At 53.9% G+C, this 22,005-nt stretch carries 15 protein-coding genes; 8 read left to right on the top strand and 7 right to left on the bottom strand.

The window, feature by feature from the left end:
* Positions 1 to 9 precede the first annotated feature (9 nt).
* The 4 genes from nirB (at position 10) to EPIR_RS09110 (ending at position 8,700) form a co-directional block, all read left to right on the top strand.
* Positions 10 to 4,212 carry a nitrite reductase large subunit NirB gene (gene nirB / locus EPIR_RS09095; RefSeq protein ID WP_023655070.1) on the top strand — a complete coding sequence of 1,401 codons (4,203 nt, stop codon included), beginning with the start codon at positions 10 to 12 and terminating at the stop codon, positions 4,210 to 4,212.
* Positions 4,209 to 6,875 carry a nitrate reductase gene (locus tag EPIR_RS09100; RefSeq protein WP_048697245.1) on the top strand — a complete coding sequence of 889 codons (2,667 nt, stop codon included), beginning with the start codon at positions 4,209 to 4,211 and terminating at the stop codon, positions 6,873 to 6,875. The genes nirB and EPIR_RS09100 overlap by 4 nt, the downstream gene beginning before the upstream one ends.
* Positions 6,872 to 7,750, top strand: coding sequence for a uroporphyrinogen-III C-methyltransferase (cobA, locus tag EPIR_RS09105; protein WP_023655072.1), 879 nt, complete (start codon positions 6,872 to 6,874; stop codon positions 7,748 to 7,750). Before EPIR_RS09100 ends, cobA begins: the two co-directional genes overlap by 4 nt.
* A 314-nt stretch (positions 7,751 to 8,064) precedes the next feature.
* Entirely contained in the window at positions 8,065 to 8,700 is a 636-nt protein-coding gene (locus EPIR_RS09110; RefSeq protein ID WP_023655073.1) for a carbonic anhydrase, read from the top strand.
* A gap of 71 nt (positions 8,701 to 8,771) precedes the next feature.
* On the opposite strand, the gene EPIR_RS09115 is transcribed toward EPIR_RS09110, so the two are convergent.
* Positions 8,772 to 9,221, bottom strand: a complete 450-nt coding sequence (locus EPIR_RS09115) for a DUF4385 domain-containing protein (RefSeq protein WP_023655074.1) — start codon at positions 9,219 to 9,221, stop codon at positions 8,772 to 8,774.
* Positions 9,222 to 9,683: 462 nt separating this feature from the next.
* Here EPIR_RS09115 and mqo point away from each other — a divergent pair, with 462 nt between their 5' ends.
* The gene (gene mqo, locus EPIR_RS09120; RefSeq protein ID WP_023655076.1) at positions 9,684 to 11,339 is read left to right on the top strand and encodes a malate dehydrogenase (quinone); all 1,656 of its coding nucleotides are present in this window, start codon (positions 9,684 to 9,686) and stop codon (positions 11,337 to 11,339) included.
* Positions 11,340 to 11,375: 36 nt separating this feature from the next.
* Here the strand turns inward: mqo and EPIR_RS09125 are convergent, their stop codons facing one another.
* On the bottom strand, positions 11,376 to 11,810 hold the full coding sequence (locus EPIR_RS09125) for a hypothetical protein (protein ID WP_023655077.1): 435 nt from the start codon (positions 11,808 to 11,810) through the stop codon (positions 11,376 to 11,378).
* Positions 11,811 to 12,052: 242 nt separating this feature from the next.
* Here EPIR_RS09125 and EPIR_RS09130 point away from each other — a divergent pair, with 242 nt between their 5' ends.
* The 3 genes from EPIR_RS09130 to EPIR_RS09140 are packed head-to-tail and all read left to right on the top strand — an operon-like array spanning position 12,053 to position 18,767.
* Positions 12,053 to 13,396, top strand: a complete 1,344-nt coding sequence (locus EPIR_RS09130; protein ID WP_048697247.1) for an SrfA family protein — start codon at positions 12,053 to 12,055, stop codon at positions 13,394 to 13,396.
* A gap of 2 nt (positions 13,397 to 13,398) precedes the next feature.
* Positions 13,399 to 16,383 carry a virulence factor SrfB gene (locus EPIR_RS09135; protein ID WP_240987361.1) on the top strand — a complete coding sequence of 995 codons (2,985 nt, stop codon included), beginning with the start codon at positions 13,399 to 13,401 and terminating at the stop codon, positions 16,381 to 16,383.
* Positions 16,380 to 18,767, top strand: coding sequence for a virulence factor SrfC family protein (locus EPIR_RS09140; protein WP_023655080.1), 2,388 nt, complete (start codon positions 16,380 to 16,382; stop codon positions 18,765 to 18,767). Before EPIR_RS09135 ends, EPIR_RS09140 begins: the two co-directional genes overlap by 4 nt.
* 37 nt (positions 18,768 to 18,804) lie before the next feature.
* Here EPIR_RS09140 and EPIR_RS09145 read toward each other — a convergent pair whose 3' ends face one another.
* From EPIR_RS09145 to EPIR_RS09165, 5 genes are all read right to left on the bottom strand, one after another.
* Positions 18,805 to 19,071, bottom strand: a complete 267-nt coding sequence (locus tag EPIR_RS09145) for a barstar family protein (RefSeq protein ID WP_023655081.1) — start codon at positions 19,069 to 19,071, stop codon at positions 18,805 to 18,807.
* 1 nt (position 19,072) lies between these two features.
* Positions 19,073 to 19,543: a ribonuclease domain-containing protein gene (locus tag EPIR_RS09150; RefSeq protein ID WP_023655082.1), complete on the bottom strand. Its 471-nt coding sequence runs from the start codon at positions 19,541 to 19,543 to the stop codon at positions 19,073 to 19,075.
* 55 nt (positions 19,544 to 19,598) lie between these two features.
* Complete coding sequence (locus EPIR_RS09155) at positions 19,599 to 20,618, bottom strand: AI-2E family transporter (protein WP_023655083.1); 1,020 nt, start codon at positions 20,616 to 20,618, stop codon at positions 19,599 to 19,601.
* 182 nt (positions 20,619 to 20,800) lie between these two features.
* Positions 20,801 to 21,142 carry a helix-turn-helix domain-containing protein gene (locus tag EPIR_RS09160; RefSeq protein WP_023655084.1) on the bottom strand — a complete coding sequence of 114 codons (342 nt, stop codon included), beginning with the start codon at positions 21,140 to 21,142 and terminating at the stop codon, positions 20,801 to 20,803.
* Positions 21,143 to 21,383: 241 nt separating this feature from the next.
* Entirely contained in the window at positions 21,384 to 21,845 is a 462-nt protein-coding gene (locus EPIR_RS09165; RefSeq protein ID WP_023655085.1) for an RrF2 family transcriptional regulator, read from the bottom strand.
* Between the last annotated feature and the right edge of the window lie 160 nt (positions 21,846 to 22,005).

Here is a 22,005-nt window from a genome sequence, read left to right on the forward strand (position 1 = left end):
AAGTATGCGATGGATAAACCTGTTTTGATTGTGATTGGCAATGGGATGGCGGGAATAAGGCTGGTTGAAAAACTGTGCGAACTGGCCCCCGAACGCTACCGCATTCATATTATCGGTGATGAGCCGCAGGGGGCCTATAACCGTATCCTGTTAACGCCGGTGCTCTCGGGGGAGAAATCTTTTGCCGACATCGTCACGCACGAGGCTTCATGGTATCAGCAGCATAAGGTGACGTTTATCGCTGATACGTCGGTGACAGAAATTTGCCGTGAGGCGCGCACCGTCAAGGCGGGAGATAAAACGCTAGCGTACGATCATCTGGTGATTGCTACGGGTTCACTCCCTTTTATGCCACCGCTGCCGGGTGACAGCTTAGCCGGTATTTATGGTTTTCGTACTCAGCAGGACGTCGAACAGATCCTTCTCCCGCATTATCGTGAGCAGACAGCTGTGGTGATCGGCGGCGGGGTGCTGGGGATTGAAGCAGCGGCAGCGCTGGCGCTGCGCGGTATGGCGGTGACGTTACTGCATCAAGGAACGCATTTAATGGATCGGCAGCTCGACCGCCAGGCCGCAGAACTGTTGCTTAACAGCCTGTCGGCACGCGGTATTAAAACCTTGTTGCAGGCAAAAACGAGCGGATATATCGGCGATGCGGCAGGCAACGTGCAGGCGGTGATGTTAGATGATGGCCGTGAAATTCGTGCCCAACGAGTGGTGGTTGCTGCCGGCGTGCGGCCGAATACCGCGCTGGGCAAATCCGCCGGATTGCTGTGCGATCGCGGGATTAGGGTGAATGGAGAGATGCAGACTTCCGACCCGCATATCTCGGCCATCGGTGAATGTTGTCAGCTGGGGGAAATGACCTTTGGCCTGCTGGCGCCGTGCTGGCAGCAGGCCGGGATACTCGCCGCACGCCTTGCGGGTGTCATAACCGTTCCTCACGACGGTGGCATTGTGCCGCTGCGGCTTAAAGTTACCGGCCTCAATTTATTCTGCGCCGGAGAGCTGAATAGCGATGAGGCCGCCCAGATCCACAGCACGTTTGATCCTGTTAACAGCGATTATCGTCGTCTGCTGTTTCGTAAAAACCAGCTGGCGGGCGTGCTGCTGTGGGGCGATATACGCGATGGTCCGCGCTATTTATCGTCTTTAGGCCGTAGCCAGACCGATCCCGCTCGGCTCAGCGTGTTTAGCCCCGTTGCAGAGTCTGTACCTTCACAGCGTCAGCCTGTTACCCCAGAACAGTCACCCATCAAGGTGACGAGGAGCTTCGCAATGTCAAAACCCGTATTAGTTATGGCCGGACACGGTATGGTCGGTCATCATTTTCTACAGCAGCTGGTCACTCACGAGCTGCATTTGCAGTATCAGGTGATCGTGTTTGCAGAAGAAACGTCACCGGCCTACGACCGCGTTCATCTCTCAGAACTGTTCTCGGGACGCAGTGCCAAATCGCTGTCGATGGTTGAAGACGGCTTCTTCGAGTCGAACGGTATTGAATTGCGGCTGGGGTGTGGCGTCGATCGCGTGGATACCCGACACCGTTTTGTGGTCGACAGATTCGGCCATCAAACCGCCTATGACCTGTTGGTGCTGGCTACTGGCTCTTATCCGTTTGTTCCTGCCATTCCGGGTAACGATGCGCCGGGCTGCATGGTATACCGCACGCTCGACGATTTAGTCTCTATTGAAGCCTGCGCACAACAAGGCAAGGTAGGGGTGGTGGTCGGCGGTGGGCTGCTGGGGCTGGAGGCCGCCAACGCGCTAAAGCATCTTGGATTGCAAACCCACGTTGTCGAATTTGCGCCCCGGCTAATGGGCGTACAGCTTGATGAGGATGGGGCAGGCATGCTGCGGCGAAAAATTGAGGCGCTGGGCGTGCAGGTGCATACCGGGAAGGAAACGCGGTGCATCGTGGCGGGTGAAGAGTCCTGTTACCGGATGGAATTTGCCGATGGCGGCCATCTTGAAACTGACCTGGTGCTGTTCTCGGCGGGGATCCGCCCCAACGACCGGTTGGCTAAAGAGAGCGGGCTGGAGGTTGGGCCTCGTGGCGGTATTGTGATTAACGATCGCTGTCAGACATCCGATTCTGCCGTGTTTGCCATCGGCGAATGCGCGCTGTGGAACGGTCAGATTTTCGGGTTAGTCGCACCAGGATACCAGATGGCACGCACGTTGGCAGACACGTTATCGGGCAGTGAGGCCGCTTTCAAAGGTGCTGATATGAGCACAAAACTGAAGCTGCTTGGCGTAGAGGTCGCCTCGATCGGCGATGCGCACGGCCGTGCTCCCGGCAGCCAAAGCTACAGCTGGATCAATGGCCCGGAAGAAGTCTATAAAAAAATCGTGGTCTCCCAAGACCGCAAACGCTTGCTCGGTGCGGTGCTGGTTGGTGATAGCCGTGAATACAGTACGCTGCTACAGATGATGCTCAACGACATGCCGCTCCCTGCCAATCCCGAAGGGTTGATTCTACCTGCGGCGGCGGGTGCGGCATCACAAAGTCTGGGGGTTGCCGCGCTGCCGGACGGAGCGCAAATATGCTCTTGTCATCATGTCAGCAAGGCCGATATCTGTAACGCGGTGAAGGAAGGCAATGCGGATATAGCGGCGATCAAGGCCTGCACCAAGGCGGCGACCGGCTGTGGCGGTTGCGCGGCACTGACGAAACAGGTGATGGAGTTCGCGCTCGCCGGTATGGGCGTCGAAGTGAAGAAAGATATCTGCGAGCATTACGCTTATTCACGGCAAGAACTTTATCATCTGGTGCGCATCGGCAACATTCGTAGCTGGGATGAGCTGCTGGGCAAACACGGACGGGGGAAGGGCTGCGAGATTTGTAAGCCGCTGGTTGGGTCAATTCTGGCCTCGTGCTGGAATGATTATCTGCTTAAACCGCAGCACCTGCCGCTACAGGATACTAACGACCGCTATTTCGCCAACATTCAGAAAGACGGAACTTACTCCGTCGTGCCGCGCGTTCCCGCCGGAGAAATTACGCCGGATGGCTTAATAGCTATCGGCCGGGTCGCCAAACGCTACAACCTTTACAGCAAAATTACCGGCGGGCAGCGCGTGGATCTGTTCGGCGCCCGTCTGGAACAGCTGCCGGAAATCTGGCAGCAGCTGGTCGATGCGGGGTTTGAAACTGGCCACGCCTACGGCAAATCACTGCGGACGGTGAAATCCTGCGTAGGTTCCAGCTGGTGTCGCTACGGCGTGCAGGACTCGACTTCGCTGGCACTCATACTGGAGAACCGTTACAAGGGGCTGCGCGCACCACACAAAATAAAGATGGCGGTCTCTGGATGCACTCGCGAATGCGCCGAGGCACAAAGTAAAGATGTCGGCGTGATTGCGACCGATAAAGGCTGGAATCTGTATGTCTGCGGCAACGGGGGAATGAAACCACGTCACGCCGATCTTCTGGCACAGAGCATGAGCACCGGAGAGGTCATTCGCACGGTCGATCGTTTCCTGATGTTCTACATCCGCACCGCCGATCGACTGCAACGCACCAGCACGTGGATGGATAATCTGCAAGGCGGCATGGACTATTTGCGTCAGGTCGTGCTGGAAGACAGCCTTCAAATCGCCGCCGAACTGGAAAGCGAGATGAACCTGGTCGTCGACACCTACCAGTGTGAGTGGCAAACGACCCTCGCCGACCCCGATCGCCTGGCGTTATTTAAACCTTTCGTCAACAGCGAACAGCCGGATGAATCGGTGGTGATGGTGCCAGAGCGTCAACAGATCCGCCCGGCGACTTATGAGGAGCGTCAGGCATTCTCTCTGACAGATCAGGTGCAGCCACAGGAGATCGGTGAAGGTTGGGTAGACGTCTGTGACATTAGCCGTATCCCTGCCAACGCAGGCGTGGCGGCGCGCCTGGAGGGCCAGCAGATTGCACTGTTTCACCTGCCTGACCATCCTCAACGGGTATTTGCCCTGAGTAATCATGAACCAGGCAGCGACGCTAACGTATTAGCGCGCGGATTAGTGGGCGATGTAAAAGGCGAGCCGGTGATCATTTCGCCGCTGTACAAACGGCGCTTTCGCCTACAGGACGGTTGCAGTATCGATGATGCCGACACTGCATTGCGCGTTTGGCCAGTCAAAATCGACAATGGCCGCGTTTGGGTGCGAAAACAGCCAGCAGCGAAGGCCGATAATACCGCGACCGCCATTCAGACGGTTAGCTTATGACATGTTTTCCAACTGCGGTTTCAACCACCTGCGCCTACTGCGGCGTGGGGTGCGGCGTCCGGATGCAGCCGCAGGCTGAAGGCTTCACGGCCAGCGGCGAATTGTCGCACCCGGCCAATCTGGGAAAGCTGTGCGTCAAAGGCGCTGCCCTGGGTGAAACCCTGAACTTAACCGGGCGCTTATTGCAGCCAGAAATCAGGCGCGTGCCGGTTAGCTGGTCACAGGCGCTGGATGCCGTGGCGCAGGGACTACAGGATACCATTCGCGAACACGGCCCACAGTCCGTTGCATTCTATGGTTCCGGCCAACTGCTGACTGAAGATTATTATGTCGCTAATAAACTGATGAAAGGATTTATCGGTAGCGGAAACATGGATACCAATTCGCGGCTGTGTATGGCTTCTGCGGTTGTCGGGTATAAGCGTGCCTTTGGTGCCGATGCGGTTCCTTGCAGCTATCAGGATTTGGATAAGGCCGATTGCGTGATTATCACCGGCTCCAATACCGCCTGGGCGCACCCGGTGGTGTATCAGCGCATCGCTCAGGCTAAAAAAGAGCGGCCGGACATGCACATTATCGTTATCGATCCCCGGCACACCGCCAGCTGTGATATTGCCGATCTCCATCTGCCGTTGCGCCCCGGTAGCGATGCGGCACTGTTTTGCAGCGCGCTGAATGCCATGAAAGAACATAACAAAATCGATAGCGATTTTTTGCAGCAGCATACCCAGGGGGCAGAAGAAACGTTAACAGCGGCACAACAATGGACTGTGGAGAAGACCGCAGAATTTTGCGGGCTGTCGGTGAAACGATTACAGGCTTTTTATCAGATGATTTTGGCCAGTGACCGCTTGATCACGCTATTTTCGATGGGCATTAACCAGTCCAGCTCAGGTGTGGATAAGTGCAATGCAATCATCAATCTCCATCTGGCCAGCGGCAAGATAGGACGCGAAGGCTGTGGTCCGTTTTCGATAACCGGTCAGCCAAACGCGATGGGGGGAAGGGAAGTTGGCGGGCTTGCCAATCAGCTAGCGGCACATATGGCTTTCTTGCCAGAGGATGTTGACCGAGTGGGCCGTTTTTGGGGAAGCACCAACGTTGCCTCCGCACCGGGGCTCAATGCCGTGGACATGTTCCGCGCTATCGAAGAAGGGCAAATAAAAGCGGTATGGATTATGGGGACGAATCCGGTTGTGTCGCTTCCCGATGCCGACCGCGTGCGGGCGGCGTTAACTCGCTGCCCGCTGGTGATTGTCTCCGACATCATGCGCGATACCGACACCACGCAGGTTGCGCATATTTGCCTGCCCGCGCTTGGATGGGGTGAGAAGAGCGGTACGGTGACGAATTCAGAGCGCTGCATTTCGCGCCAGCGGGCTTTTTTGCCAGCGCCCGGTGAAGCAAAACCGGACTGGTGGATAGTCAGTCAGGTCGCCCAGCGTCTTGGATTCGTAGAGGCGTTTTCCTATCAGCATCCCGCTGAAATTTTTCGCGAACACGCGCGGCTGTCAGGATATGAAAATGAAGGGACGCGCGCTTTTAATATCAGTGGGCTGGCACAGCTATCCAACGAGCAATGGCACGAGATGAACCCGATCCAGTGGCCGGTGAATGCCAACGCGCCGCTGGGAACGTTGCGCCTGTTCACCGATGGTCAATTCTATTTTCCTGACGGCAAGGCTCAGCTGATCCCCATTACGCCACGGCTGCCGGTAAACCTGCCGACGATTTTCTACCCGCTGGTGATGAACACCGGCAGGGTGCGCGATCAGTGGCATACCATGACCCGGACGGGTAAATCTGCACGCCTGATGCAACATATCAGCGAACCGTTTTGCCAGTATCATCCTGACGACTGTCCTTCCGCACAGGAGGGCGATTTGCTGCGCGTTTCCTCTGCATATGGCTGGCTACTGCTGCGCGCCCAGCCGGACAGCCTGCAACCGCGCGGGAGTGTCTTTGTGCCGATGCACTGGAATAACCAGTTCAGCCAGCAGGCCCGCGTAGATTCTCTTATCGCCGCATGCACCGATCCGCTTTCAGGCCAGCCGGAAAGTAAGCAGATGCCCGTGCGTATTCAGCGTTGGCATGCGGCGTGGCAGGGCGAAATTTTTTTGCGTGACCAGCATGCCATGCCACCCGCAACGGCCTTTTGGAGCAGGATCACGCAGCAGGGCGTAACGCACTTCACATTGGCTGATTCATCAAAACCCACGGACTGGTTTGACTGGCTTAGCCAACGGTTTGGCATCGAAAAATGGCAAAATCAGACGGCGCGTCTGGGTGAACACGGCTTTAATCTGTTGGCATGGGAAAACGGTGAATTGCAATTGGCCTTTTATGCTCACCGTCACCGGCCCGCACCAGACCGCCAGGCGGTTATCTCGGCATTTTCCATGCCCCCAGACGGCCCGCAACAGCGGCTGGCTTTGCTGGGCGGTCGTGCAGGGGACGGGAAAGCGGCCTGTGGCGCAATCATTTGTAGCTGTTTTGCGATAGATGAAATAGCTATCGGCGATGCCATACGGCAGGGGTGCCATAGCGTGCAACAGCTGGGGGGTAAACTGAAGTGTGGAACTCACTGCGGTTCATGCGTTCCTGAACTTAAAAAACTCATTACCCGACAGCTTAAGACGCTGGCGGTGGGAGATAACCGATGAACAGGCTCAAGCAACCTTTGGCGATACCGCAGTGGACCCGCACTTTTGCGCAAATAATAACGATGGCGAACCAGAAACATCCGGTTTGCGGTGGTGAAGTCTGGCTGGTTGGTGCCGGGCCAGGAGATGTCGAGCTTTTGACCTTAAAAGCGTTTCGAGTGATTCAACAGGCCGATGTTGTCGTATTTGACCGGCTGGTATCAGACCCGATTATGGCGCTGGTTCCTGAGAATGCGCTGCGCATTGATGTGGGTAAATCGATGCGAAATCATACGGTTGGGCAGGAGGAAATCAATCAGCTGCTGGTCAGTCTGGCGCAGAACGGCCATCGCGTGGTGCGGCTTAAAGGGGGCGATCCGTTTATTTTTGGTCGCGGTGGTGAGGAGATGATCCATTGCCAGCAGCACAACGTTGCATGCCATATCGTGCCGGGCATCACCGCAGCAATGGGTTGTGCCGCCGCCAGCGGTATTTCCTTAACACATCGTGGATTAGCGCAGTCCGTAAGATTTATTACCGGTCATAATGCTCAGGGTGAATCAGAGCCTGACTGGTCGAAACTGGTGGCAAGCCGTCAAACGCTGGTGTTTTACATGGGTATTTCCAATATTAGTCAAATTAGCCAGCAATTAATCGCTCATGGATTGAGTAAAGCAACGCCAGCCGCTGTTATTGAGCGAGGAACTCAGCCTGAACAGCGGACGATCGCCGGGCGGCTTGATGAGTTAGCGCAGCTGGTGACAAGTCATAAAGTGGAAGCCCCGGCATTACTGATTATCGGAGAGGTGGTCAGTATGTACCGGGGAAAGGATGCTGGGGAAAATGCTCACCGGGATAGGCCAACTGTTACGGAGCTATGCTCACTGAGTGAGTAGGGGCAATAGGGTGCAACAGCAGAATAGCAAGCTGTTCACTGATAGCCGTGTACAGAGTAAAGACAACGTCGAGCAGCGAAATGATATGGGGGAGGTCAGTAGTTTGAGCTTCGTCTGTAAGAGATATATGGACTTAGCACTCATAAAATGCAATTTAACATAATATACATTATGCGCACCATAATAGCGGTACGTAAAATCTGATACCCAATCGTTATCAGATACCTCCGAGTGTTGCTCTGGTTGTCGCTGCCCGCAATAAAATGCAGAATGTCACCTTTGTTATACAATCACCATAAAAAGAGATAATTGCTATGCAACACATTGTCGAAGGCTTCCTGAACTTCCAGAAAGATATTTTCCCGGAACAGAAAGAGTTGTTCCGTAGTCTCGCCTCAAGTCAGAATCCCAAAGCGCTGTTTATCTCCTGTTCAGATAGCCGGCTGGTGCCAGAACTGGTCACCCAGCAGGATCCTGGCCAGCTGTTTGTTATCCGTAATGCCGGAAATATCGTACCTTCCTTTGGCCCGGAGCCAGGCGGCGTATCTGCCACTATCGAATATGCCGTCGTTGCGCTGGGTATCAGCGATATTGTGATTTGTGGTCACTCAAATTGCGGTGCAATGAAGGCGATTGCTACCTGTCAGTGCCTGGCACCGATGCCCGCCGTAGAACACTGGCTGCGTTATGCGGACGCCGCCAAAGCGGTGATCGAGAAGAAAACCTATGACACTGAAGAAGACAAAGTGAACGCGATGGTGCAGGAAAATGTTATTGCCCAGCTGAACAATATCAAAACGCACCCCTCTGTTGCCGTTGGCCTGCGTAACAACGCACTGCGCCTGCACGGCTGGGTGTATGATATTGAAAGCGGCGCAATCCGTGCACTGGATAAGGACAGCAAAAAGTTTGTTCTGCTATCTGATAATCCGCAGGTTTATTTCGAGTAATTTCTCGCGGCAAGGATGCCCTTTCTCACCAGTTCGGCACACAGCCATCCTAAACATGCAGCCAGGTTAGCCTAACCGAACTGCTGCTGGTGTTTTTTCTTGCGTGCCAGATAGTCTTTATCCGCACGTATTTGATCCCAGTGGGTTTTGAAAATAGCGGCGGCAGCAGCTTTCTCTTCGTCAAGTTGATAAGGCAAGATCTTACGCTGCGCATCATACTTTCGGCCACCAGGATGATTCGCATATCGACGTGCTCTGGTATACCCCATCTGGATGAATTTTCGCGCCATATCCATGCCGACAAAGTCATCGTCATCACGGTAGGATTCAAAAAGCTGCATGATTTTTTTTGCGGAAATATCTGCCACCTCAGGCGTTTTGAATCGCCAATGGGGAAGGATTTCACTTTTATAGGGTTCGACCATCAAAACACCCTGCTCTCCTCGGCCAACCTGATACTTTTCAGGATGCTGGCGAAAATCTGTGCTCTCAAAATCCTGCTGGTAATCAAACTCCTTCATGACGGCCTTATTCCTTAAGCTAGTTATCTCATTTAAGCCTGGCACATCAAAAGAGAAAATGTTGCCAGAGAGATATATCACCCTGGCCGCCCAGTAATTAAGTGCCATAAGCGCTATCTGCGGTGAATTTATTGCCCATGTAAGTGGCATTCTGTGCGTTGTTAAAGGGTGATTTTGCGAAATGCAATAAATAACCATTTAAACAGTAATGGTAAACAGGCACATTAACCATAATCTCATTATGGAATAGTTGATTTTAATAGAAAAAAACGTATTTTACCGTGCTGCTTAATAATTCCTCTATCATTTTTTAAATTAAATAAACCTCGAAAGTAATTAAAGTAATCAACGATTAACTAAAGATTATTGAGTTTTATCCAGAGATGTGAAAATAGTTCTTAACTTAGGGTTAAATTGCGTTAAAATATTATCTCATTTCTTTAACTCATATTGATATTTCTTATGTCTAACACCAGAAAAACGATCCCCCTTCTCTCTTTGTCCGCGTTGCTGGTTTGCACCAGCACTTGGGCTGAAACTCCCGCCTCGCAAAAAACGGATGTACTGCTGATTGGCGGCGGCATTATGAGTGCTTCCCTGGGGACCTGGCTTCAGGAATTGCAGCCAGGCTGGAAGCAACTGATGGTGGAAAAACTCGACGGCGTGGCGCTGGAGTCTTCTAACGGTTGGAATAATGCCGGTACAGGTCACTCGGCAAACATGGAACTGAATTACACGCCTCAGCGTGCAGACGGTTCTATCGATTTCAGCAAAGCACTGGAAATCAACGAGCAGTTTATGATTTCTCGTCAGTTCTGGACTGCTCAGGTGAAGCGCGGCATTCTCAACAACCCGCATTCATTCATTAACTCCACGCCACATATGAGTTTTGTCTGGGGTGATGACAACGTCAACTACCTGACCAAACGCTATGAAGCATTGCAGACGACGACTCTGTTCCAGGGGATGAAATTCTCTACCGACCAGAACCAGATCAAGCAATGGTCACCGTTGATCATTGAAGGCCGCGACCCGCAGCAGAAAGTTGCCGCAACCTGGACGCCGGTCGGCACCGATGTGAATTACGGGGAGATCACCCGTCAGCTAATCGGCAGTCTGAAGAAAGACCAAAACTTCACGCTGGAAACCTCTGCCGAAGCAACTGAATTTAAACGTAATGCTGATAATTCATGGCATGTCACCATCTCCGATGTGAAAAGCGGTAAAGAACACAGCGTTGATGCAAAATACGTCTTTATCGGTGCTGGCGGCGGTGCGTTGAAACTGCTGCAAAAAACCGGTATCCCTGAAGCCGATAACTATGCAGGCTTCCCGGTGGGAGGTTCATTCCTGGTGAGTGAAAACCCTGAAGTGACCAAAGAGCACACGGAAAAGGTGTATGGTCAGGCTTCGGTTGGCGCACCGCCAATGTCCGTTCCGCATCTGGATGCTCGCTTTATTGACGGTAAGCGTGTCGTGCTGTTTGGACCTTTTGCCACCTTCTCTACCAAGTTCCTGAAAAATGGTTCACTGTTTGATCTGCTGAGCACCACGACGGGCAGCAACTTTATGCCGATGACCCACGTTGGTCTGGATAACTTTGATCTGGTGAAATATCTGGTTGGTCAGGTCATGCTGAGTGATGATGACCGTTTTGCTGCGCTGAAAGAGTACTATCCAAATGCGCGTAAAGAGGACTGGAAACTGATTCAGGCCGGCCAGCGTGTACAGATCATTAAGAAAGATGCCGACAAAGGCGGCGTGCTGAAGCTGGGCACCGAAATTGTCACCGATGAGCAGAAAACCATCGCGGCCCTGCTGGGTGCATCGCCAGGCGCATCAACTGCGGCGCCTATCGCGCTGAATGTCATTAAGAAACTGTTCCCGCAGGAGTTCAACTCCCCAGAGTGGCAAAGCAAGATCCGCGCTATCGTGCCAAGCTATGGCCAGCAGCTGAACGGTAATGTGCCACTGACCCAGCAAGTTTGGGATGATACTGCTGCCACGCTGCAACTGACCAAACCACCGGTTATTGATAGCAAAACCGGTAAGGCAACCGATGCTGCACCTCAACAAGAGAAGCATGCAGAAAGCCCGCAACACGATATGGCGCTGTAATCTCGCACATATATAACGAAAAAAGCCTGGTGAATATCACCAGGCTTTTTGACTGGCGATGCTAAAAGTGGGTTTATTTCTGGTGACCGAATAGGCAACGTTGACGGGGTTATTTTCTTGTGTTGTCACGTCAACTGACTGAATACTCACACGCCCAAAGCCAAACAGCGTCTGCACATAGCCGCCAACCTTATGTTTACCGGCTGGAACAAACAGCGCTTTGCTGTTGCCGCGACCGAGTATACCCGCCTCTTTATCATCAATAGTCAGGATCACCGAAGACCCATCATCGGCGCGGGTAATAACGTGTGAGACGTTAATTTGCGTTGCTCCAGCGGCAAATTCAGAGACGGCAGGCGTCGCTTCGGCCGCGGAAATCTCTACGGCAGCGGGAGGCTCGGCCGTTTTATGACTACATCCAGTCAGTACCAGGGCGGCCGCAATAGTGGCGAGAGTCGAACGATAGAACATGATACAGGGATTTCCTCAGCATAGTTTGAGCCTGGTATCATAACGCTCACCACGGCTAAAAACAGCACTTCATACTTAGGGTAGTTCCTAATTTACCTCATTGACACCGCTATGCCCTGCCTATGAGCCAAGTACCCCACTAATTTATGGCTTGTTTGCCCATTTGGTTTAAGTCAAACGGCACTAAAGTAGGCTGCTATTACCCGCCTGTAACATTCAAACCTGACTATAAGGCCTTTTGCGTGGCAAAAATCTTCTTACGCAGTGGAAATCTGGATGCACTTCTTGCTCTTGGTGAGAACGGGCAACCGGTTTACCTCTCCGCTTTGCAACTGCGCGAAACCCTGCGCCTGAGAAAACAGTCACAGATTGCTGACTGCCTGGCGATCCCCCAGCTGAATGAAGTTGGTGACCGAATAGACTGGTACTCGTCGCTGGCTGGTAAGGTGACCACCTGGGCCGCAGCCAGTAACAGCGCACGCCGCGCCGCGCTGGATCAGCTGTTGGCGTGCCAGAGTGCTTTCTCAGAGATTGGAAAACGCGCTCTGAACTCTGATAAGCCAAGCCAGAAGCTATTTGGTGCCCTGCTGACTAAAGCGCTACAGTTTCCTGACCAAAATTATGTTTATCTGGTTGATGGCAAGCCGGTTATCACCTTTTGGGGCTTTGTCAGCCTGGATAAGAAGTCTCGCCAGGATGCTTTCGATTGTTTGACTATTGATGAAGTCGATCCGCCGCTTGCCCTGTCGCGACTGGCTCCGACTGATACACCAGCCGCGAATAGTGCTTCAGCGCCTGCAAAACCAGAGTTGATCGCTGACCCGGCGATCGCGCCCATGCCAGAGCTGGAAATAGTCGACAAACCTGAAGCCACCAAAGACGCCGTTCCGCTGGTCGCGCCTGTAAAACCACCCGCCGCTGCCTGGCTCCGCTACGGGTGGCTGATCCCGGCTGCCGTTTTGATGTTTGCGGCTGGCGTGCAGCTGAAAGGCTGTAGCGAAAAGAATATGGTGAAAGCGCCGCCCTCTGCAGCCACGCAACCCACGCTACCATCAGCGTCAGATCCCATCCCGGCGGCGGTGAGTATCGCGGAGATAACCCTGCCCCTGGCGGCTGCCACGGTCTCCCCCCCTTCGCAGCCTGTTCCCGCTGCTGAACCCGCGCCAGCTCCAGCCACGATGGTGGAGGTTCGTGCGATACAGAAGGACGAGCTGGTGATGCCGCAAGATTCGATTAAAAACGGCTCGGTCAAGTTCCTCAACGGTAGCTGGCGAGTCAAGGTACAGATGAAAAATCCGCTCACCGGTACGCCGCCAATGCTTAGATATCAGCTGCAAAATGGCAAGGGCAGCGCGCGCATAACTCAGGGCGATGGCGTCAGCTGTCGGGTTGAGGTGTTCGCCGGGCTGATGAAGTCAGGCAATCTGGTGATTAACAGCCGCAGCAAAGCACGTTGTAGCGATGGTTCGCGTTATCAGATGCCGGAACTGGTCTGCAAGCAGGATCTGACCGGAGCCGCCGAGTGTAGCGGCCGTTATAACGATGACACGGTACTGCCAATGACGATGAAGCGTGAGAGTAAATAATGATACTGGCGACAATGACTGACTTTAAGCCCAACATGACGCTGATACAGGATAGTGGCATCCAGTTCCTCGACTTTGCTTTGACGCCAGACCTGGCCGCCGACTGGCCGGGAAAATTTGTGCGCCAGACGGCGAACGGCCCGCTGCTGCGGCTTAACTATCATCAACAGAGCGGCAAGTACCTGCTGCCCCAAGCTGCGGGTACGCCCGACGAAGTGGTAAAGCCGGAGTTTAGCTTCCCGCTGGAGCAGTCGCTGACGCTGCTTGATGGTCAGTGGCTGCCACTGCCATTTTTCCGGTTTAATTCTCCTCACACTTTTATTGGCGGCCCGGATAACTGGGCGCGCGTGCAGATCATCGCGTTGGATCAGGCGGATGCCAGCGGCAACACGCATCACGTTGTACTGGCGTTTGATACCAAAGTCTGGCCCGATGGCGAAGACGAATCGCTGGCGCTCAATGAAAATGATGTGAAGAATGGCGTCAGCTTTTCACTGGCCCATCACAGCAACGATCTGGGCGAATTTCTCGACCACACCTGGGTGGACGGATGGCTGCGTGAAGCCTTTAGCGAAAGTGCCTCTTTGCTGGAACAGCGTCCGCAGGTCAATATCAAAACGGCTCTGCGCGAATTTGAGTATCAGGCCCACTATCTCAACATACTGCATTTCCTCGCCCACCAGTTGTCACTGCCGGAACTGAAAATCAGCACCGCCACGTTGCAAGAACCGGCGATATCCGTCGATTTGATCCTCGATGTGGGGAACTCGCATACGTGTGGCATCATGGTCGAAGATCATACGGACGATCATCAGGGGCTCAAACATACTTACGAATTGCAGATGCGAAACCTCAGTCAACCGCATCAACGTTATAACGAACTGTTTGAAAGCCGCGTTGAGTTCGCCCAGGCCAGCTTCGGCAAGCAAAATTTCTCGCTGGAAAGCGGGCGCGATGATGCGTTTATCTGGCCGTCAATCACCCGTGTAGGCCGTGAAGCCGCCCAGCTGGCGTTACAGCGCCTCGGCACCGAAGGCGCAACCGGCCTTTCCAGTCCACGCCGCTATTTGTGGGATGAAGAGAGCTATGCGCCGGGCTGGCGATTCAGCCGTATTCCAGGCAAGCTGATGCAGGAGTCGCTCGCCATCGCCGCCCCGCTTACTAATTTGATTAACGATGAAGGGCAGCCGCTGTACCGCATCGCGCTGGAGGAACGTCTTCCGGTATTTGCGCCGCATTATAGCCGCAGTTCACTGATGAGCCTGATGCTATCCGAATTGTTGGCGCAGGCGCTGCTGCAAATGAACAGTCCGTTACAACGTCACAAAATGCTGCACAGCAGCGCGCCACGTCAACTGCGCAATATTATCCTCACCCTGCCTTCGGCGATGCCAAAACCTGAACGCGAAATATTCCGCCGCCGTATGCAGGAAGCGATTGCGCTGGTATGGAAAGCGATGGGCTGGCATCCACAGGATGATGATTTTACCCACATGCATGACCAGGCGAAAAGTCGCGTTCCTGTCCCTCAGGTGCAGATGGAGTGGGATGAAGCGACCTGCGGACAAATGGTTTATCTTTATAACGAAACGCAGGTCAACTTTGGTGGACGTGCGGAGGCATTCTTCGCCAGCATGGCGCGCCCCGACCGCGCCCGATCTGCCGACGAACCAGCAGGTAAAACGCTGCGCATTGCTTCCATTGATATTGGCGGCGGCACCACCGATCTTGCTATCACGCAGTACCGTCTGGACGATGGTGTGGGTAATAACGTCAAGATTTTGCCACGTCTGCTGTTCCGCGAAGGCTTTAAGCTGGCAGGAGACGATATCCTGCTGGATGTGATCCAACTGTACGTGCTGCCCGCGCTACAGGTGGCGTTTAAACAGGCCGGAATGGTTAACCCTGAAGCGGTGATGACGCGTCTTTTTGGACACGAAGGTCATATGGACGGCCATTCGACTCTGCGCCAGCAGGTCACGCTACAGCTGTTTATTCCGCTTGGTCAGGCTATCCTTGCCGCTTACGAAAGTTTCGACCCGCTCGACCTCAACGCAGAAATTGATGCACGCTTTGGCGAATTGCTGGCGCAGGCGCCGACTGACAAACTGCGCGATTACATCAATCGCGAGATCCAGCGCGAGCTGCCTGGCGATGCCCTGACCTTTGATATTCTCGACGTTGCGCTGATCGTCCGACTCAGTAAGCTGCATGCTGAATTCCTGTCGCCGCGCATGAACATTACCCACAGCCTGCGTTCGATGTCTGAAGTGGTGGCGGTTTATGACTGTGACGTGCTGCTGCTAACCGGGCGTCCTTCACGTTTCCCCGGCGTGCAGGCGTTGTTCCGCCATTTGCAGCCGCTGCCGGTTAGTCGTATTTTGTCCCTGGATGGCTATCACACTAACGACTGGTATCCGTTCAACAAACAGGGAAAAATTGAAAACCCGAAATCGACGGCAGCCGTTGGGGCGATGTTGTGCCTGCTCTCTTTGGATCTGCGTCTTGGCAACTTTTGGTTTAAAGCCGGTGACTTCCAACCCTATTCCACCATCCGGTATCTCGGTATGCTTGACGGAACGGGCGCGCTGACCGCAGATAACGTCTGGTACAGCGATATTGATCTCGACCAACAGCATTTTAATCTGGATGTGCGCAGCCGCTTTCAGATACGCGGTGCATTAACCCTCGGCTTCCGCCAGCTGGATAATGACCGCTGGCCCGCATCACCGCTGTATACCCTGACGATTATCGACTCCCAGCTGGCCCGCAGCGTGGCCGGAGATAAGGTATTGCGTATCAAGCTGGCGGTAAGCCGCCCGTTTGGCGAGTTCGGCCCGGAGCGTTTTGCTATTGCCGATGCCACTCTGGATGACGGTAGCCAGGTGCCATTGGAACACCTGCATCTGAAGCTCAATACGCTGGCCAGCAGTGGATCGGGCATGACGCATTACTGGATTGACAGCGGGAGCGTCTATAAAAAATGAAATCTCTTCAAAATATCCTGTCTGCACAGGCTAATAACCGACGTGACGCCCTTACCCGGGGCATAGGAAAGGCGCTCGAATGGCTGGAGGTGAATCGTCAACAGTCACCACGCCTGGAACGGGAGGCTGACCGTCTGGCAATCAAGCTGCTGCGCCAGCACAACCGCGCCAGCGTACTGACTCGCCAGGCAGAGCAGCCTTGCGCCATTGGTCTGTTTGGCCTGGCGCAGGCCGGCAAGTCCTATCTCATTGGCGCTCTGGCCGCCAGTGATAAGGGGCGTGTGGAATGCGCCCTCGGCAACAGCGTACTGGATTATGCCGGTCAGCTTAACCCTCAACAGCACACGGCCAACCTGGTGCTGCGTTTCAGTGGGCAGCAACACAGTAGCGACAGCGGCTGGCCGGTTCAGCTGGAGCTGCTCACTGAATGTGAACTGGTGGCGATTCTGGCGCTGCAATACCATCAGGGCTGCGAAGAAAAAGCGGCGTTTGATGAGCATCAGCTGACGGATAAACTTAAAAACGTGGCGATGTACCGCCAGACAGAAGGGGTTGACGGCATCGATCGTCACCAGATGGTCGCGCTATGGGATACCCTTCAGCAGAGCTTGCCAACCAACTCTGCGCTGGAGAGCCATTTCTGGCCGCAGGCGGTCGAGCTGGCTCCGCAACTGGGCGTGGACGACCGCGCCCGTCTTTTTTCCCTGTTGTGGGGCGAAGATCGCCAACTTACCGCGCTTTACCGCCAGCTGGCGCACGTATTACATCACCTTTCCTGCGTCAGTCAGGTACGTGCTCCGCTTAGCGTAGTGGATGAGCCTTGCTACAGCCTGCTCTATCGTTCCGGCGTCAGCCAGTTTAATGCCGCAACAGACCTGACATTATTGGTGCAGCCGCGCCATAACGGGCGCGCTCTGGCGTCTGTCAGTGTGGCGCTGGCAGAACTCACGTTGTTAAGCCGGGAAGTCCTGCTGCCCCTATACAGCGCACCGCGTGAAGATCTGTTCAGCGAGGTCGATCTTCTTGATTATCCCGGATTTGATGCCCCTGCGGTGCTGCCGGACGATGAACAGCATGCTCTGGCGGTGGGTTTTTTACAGGCGCGTCGCCCGCTCCTGCTCCAGCGTGCGGCACAGCAACAGGATGTGACTCATCTGCTGGTGTGCCGTGCCGCGGCACATCGTAACGAAATTCGCCATGTGGGCCGCCTGCTGGACTTTTGGGTGAAACAAACCCAGGGAGAAACCAGCGCTACACGTAACGGGAGCAAACCGGGGCTGATTTGGGCAATGACCCCGTTCGATCAGCGCATCACTCATGGCCATCATTGCGATGCGGCGGTGCAGCGTTTTGTTGGCCATCCGGGCGATGCCTGGGGCGCGATGCTGGCGATGGATGCGAAAGGCGTGCAGCGTATGGCTGGCTACCTGGTGAATGAAGTACGCCGTGAAGGCAAGCTGCAACGCATTGCCAGCCAGCGTAGTGAGATCCAGCGTGAGCTGAGTGAAAACCTGCTTGGCCGCTGGTATCAGGCGGCAGAGGGAGAAGACCCGGCGCAGCGGATGCGTATTGCTGAAACGCTGCTGAAAGCGCTACAGACGCGCACGGGCGTTCACGGTGAACTGCTGGAGCGTCTGGTTCCGGTGCGCGATACTCTGCGTCATCTTTTCCTGCAACGTCAGTATCTTCAACGTCGTACCGCCGCCGATGAATACAGCCTGAGTGAAAGCGATCCGTTTGGCATTGGCATGACCATCGATCTCTTCAGCGAGCAGCCGCTGACGGCGGTGCAAACCAGTTACCCAAGCGCACCTTCGGCAGATCATGAAGCGGAATATGCACAAACCGTCTATCGTCACTGGATTAACCAGCTGCGCCTGTTGCCGGATAATGGCGCGCTGCTGGAGTTGCTGGGCGTGAGTAAACCGACGTTGGAGATACTGACCGAAGAGCTGATCACCGCCAGCGTTCGTCTCGAGTTGGAAAAGGCGCTGGTGAACGTGTTGGCTGACGGTGACACGCTGGGATTGCCTGCCGAGCAGATCGCCGATCGTCAGGTCTCACGCGCGCTAAGCGTACTGGGCGATTTCGTTGCCTGGCTTGGTTTTCAGCTTCTGCCAGAGGCGCAACGGCCTGACAGCCGGATCAATCGTGGGCAGAAAATTTTTGCCAAACCTGAAGCACAGACCGTTGATCTCGGGCCCGGACAGCGTTTGAGCCGGCTGGCGCTGAAGCCGAATAATCATGCAGCCTTCTATATCTACGACTGGCTGGTCGGCTTAAACGAAACGATCGTGCAAAACGCCGGATATGCAGCCTCTGGCGAAATTAGCGGAGAACAGCGTCAAAAGCTGGCACAGATATTAAACCTGATACGCCAGTAATCAGCTCGGCCCCGAGGCTTTGGGGCCGGCAAAACATTCAGCTGATGCGAACGCTGAATGCCCCGCCCGTTTCCTCTTCCGCTTCTTTCATCACCCGCACAATCCGCTCAAAATCATCCTGATGCGGATGCCCGTGCAGATGGCGTAATGTAATGCGCAGCGGCAACGGCACGCCAGCGGTGAGCATATCCCAGAGTGCATCCAGATTGTCGCCAAAAGGATCCAGATCGAATTTAAGTGCAAACTTACGGTAGAAGTCGGTGCTGTCTTCCACCTGCCGTAAATCAAAACTTACCAGCAGCATCTTATTTCACCTGTTCGAAATGACGATAATGGTCTTTTGTAACAAAGATCAGCCCATCGTTTGAGTACAACATACGGTCTGTACCGCGTCGACCGCACTGGTAGTTGACATCAGCTTCAAACCAGCGTCGCCCGGATTTGTCGGGTAATCCTCCTTCACGATTGCTAAAGCGGTCGCCGCCAATCGCTCTGCCGGGCAATACGCTGCACAGATTGCCCTTTGCCGGATCCCAACCTTGACGGCGTGCCTCACCCTTATGGATATAGTAATCCGGCAGCTGCTGATGCTGTTGAAGGTAGTCCGCCACTCTCCGCTGCTGCGTCAGTACGCTAATATCCCGGCTTTCAGCACGCACTGCGCCAGTCTGCGTTTGCTGGCTGTTGGCAGGCGCGGTATGCGGCCCCTGTTTATGTAGCCCGGCATAGCTGGCGATAATCACCAGAATAGCCGCAATAATGAGTTTTTTATTCATGTCGTCTGGCAGATCCTGAATTCTGACGAATGGAAAAGCACATAAATGGCTTTGGTTAAATTAAATCAGCGGCGCGCAGTTCAGCCTTGAGATAAGCGTAGTAGACCGGAGCGGCTATCACGCCCGCAAGACCAAAGGCAGACTCAAACACCAGCATCGCCAACAGAATTTCCCACGTCTTTGCACTGATGCGGCTACCAAAAATACGCGCATTGATAAAGTATTCCAGCTTGTGGATCAGCATCAGATAAATCAGCGCGATCAGCGCGGCTTTAAGTGAAATGGAAAGCCCGATCAGCACAATGACCGTATTGGAGATCAGGTTGCCGATAATTGGCAGCAATCCGGCGATGAAAGTCAGGACCACAACGGTTTTCGCGAAGGGGAAGTGCAGCCCGAAGAGCGGCAGTATGCCAAACAGAAAAGCCCCGGTCAGAACGGTATTGACCAGTGATACCTTGATCTGGGCGAAGACCACATTGTGAAAGGCAGCGGCCAGGATAGTGAGGCGGTTGAGCATCGCTTCTTTTAATGGCGCATCCGGGCGTTTACCGCCGCCGATCCGCAGAGAGATAATCGCCCCCAGCAGCATGCCGATAAGCATAGTGGCAAAGGTATGCGCCGTGTTACGGCCAAAGGTTTGCACCACGACCAGGTGTTCGCGCAGCCAGCCCATCACCTGATTTTGTAATTCATCAATGTCTGACGGCAGATAGCGGGTAATAACCGGGGAAAGCGTATGCTGAGCATCCTCCAGCAGTTTGCTGGCCGTGGCATGAAAAGCGGCAGGGTTTTGGAAGTCGTGTAGCAGAAAGCTAATCAGTTTAGTAATACCCGTAACCAGCGCAAGGATCAGCACCACGCTGAGGAACATAATGCTGATCCAGCGGGCTATTGGCCCCTTCACCAGACGTTCCACCAACGGGGTCAGTGCCAGGATGGTTTCATAAACGATAAAACCAGCCAGAAAACAGGGCAGCAAACGAAGCGGGAAAATGGCAAACAGTGCAGAAAAAACCAGCAGGTAGCTGGCGATCTGGCAAAGCATTACACGATCATAATTCCTTATGTGCATGAGGGATCCTGTCTGTTGGGTATAAATGGAGCTTATTCAGACAGTATACTCTTTTTTATCAATTTTTTGCGTCAGGTCATCGCAACAGGTCAGCATCGCGAGGCGTTGCCAGATGGGTGTGTGGGGATCATCGTGCAGAAAAAACCGGGACGACCGTTAATTGCCCGCCGTCCCCCGGTTTTTCAAGCGTGCGCAGAGACTTGCACCTGACGCCGCCATGCTCCAGGTGATTGCCCGAACTGGCGTTTAAAACTGCGGTTAAAGGACTGCTGCGAATCGAAGCCAAAGCTTATTGCCACATCCAGAATCGGCTCACCACCCCGTGCGAGGCGTTCAGCGGATTTTTTCAGACGGCGCTCACGGATATATTCCCCCAGCGCATAGCCGGTATGCTGTTTGAACATGCGCTGCAGGTGCCATTTAGAGTACCCCGCACGATCTGCCACCGTGTCTAAGTCCATCTTCCCTTCAATGTGGTTATCGATCCACTTAACAAGATCGCTAATAAAATCATCGTGACTCATCGCTGTACTCCTCTTTTTGTGTGGGCATACTGGCTTTTGGTACTGGATTTGCCTGCCCCGCCGCATGTTGAATCCACTTAAAAGCAACTTTAACGGGTGCATTTAGTAACGTTATGTCAGTCGCTCTTATAATGCAAGTATTATTGTTGCACTAAGTCAGTTTGCTACAGCGCTGTTATTGATGGCTTGATGCAGGATAAGCAATGGCAGGCGGCCTCCCTTACGCGTGGGGAGACCGTATTCAGGATATGCAGCTCTGCTGGCGCTCGGATTCGCCAATGCCGCGCTGCAAAATATCGTGCAACGCATCGGCAACGGTACGTTTTGCCAGAACATCAAGTGAAGCCTGTTCGGCTTCTTTTGCCAGCTCTTTGAAGTACCAGCAGGCGTTGGCGCTTACCACACAGCACGGTTCGACTTCGGGACGGCCTGCCATTAATGGCTTATCTTCAATGACTGACAGATAGATGTCGCACAGCGTAATCAGCTGTGCGGGACGTCCCAGCCGTATAGAACCGCTGCGGCCCAGCGTTGAAACGATAATGCCGTCACGCGTGAGCGGCACCATCATTTTGCGTACAAAACTCGGGTTAGCTTTCAGACCATCGGCAAGAATTTTGCTGGTGCAGCGCAGACCTTCGCTATTCGCTCTGGCTATACACAAAACCATTTGCATGGCGGTGGGAAAACGAATATCAAGCATGTTGAGATCCTTGCTTTTAACTGTTCATTTCAGGATGAACCATTGGTATACAAAAGCATTGAAAATCAGTGAACTATAAAAATAGACGGTAGATAATATAACAAATATTGTTGCAGTTTAGAAGCCATGCACTAAGCGATACGGGCTATTGTTCATATCA

Source organism: Erwinia piriflorinigrans CFBP 5888, assembly GCF_001050515.1.
Taxonomy (GTDB): domain Bacteria; phylum Pseudomonadota; class Gammaproteobacteria; order Enterobacterales; family Enterobacteriaceae; genus Erwinia; species Erwinia piriflorinigrans.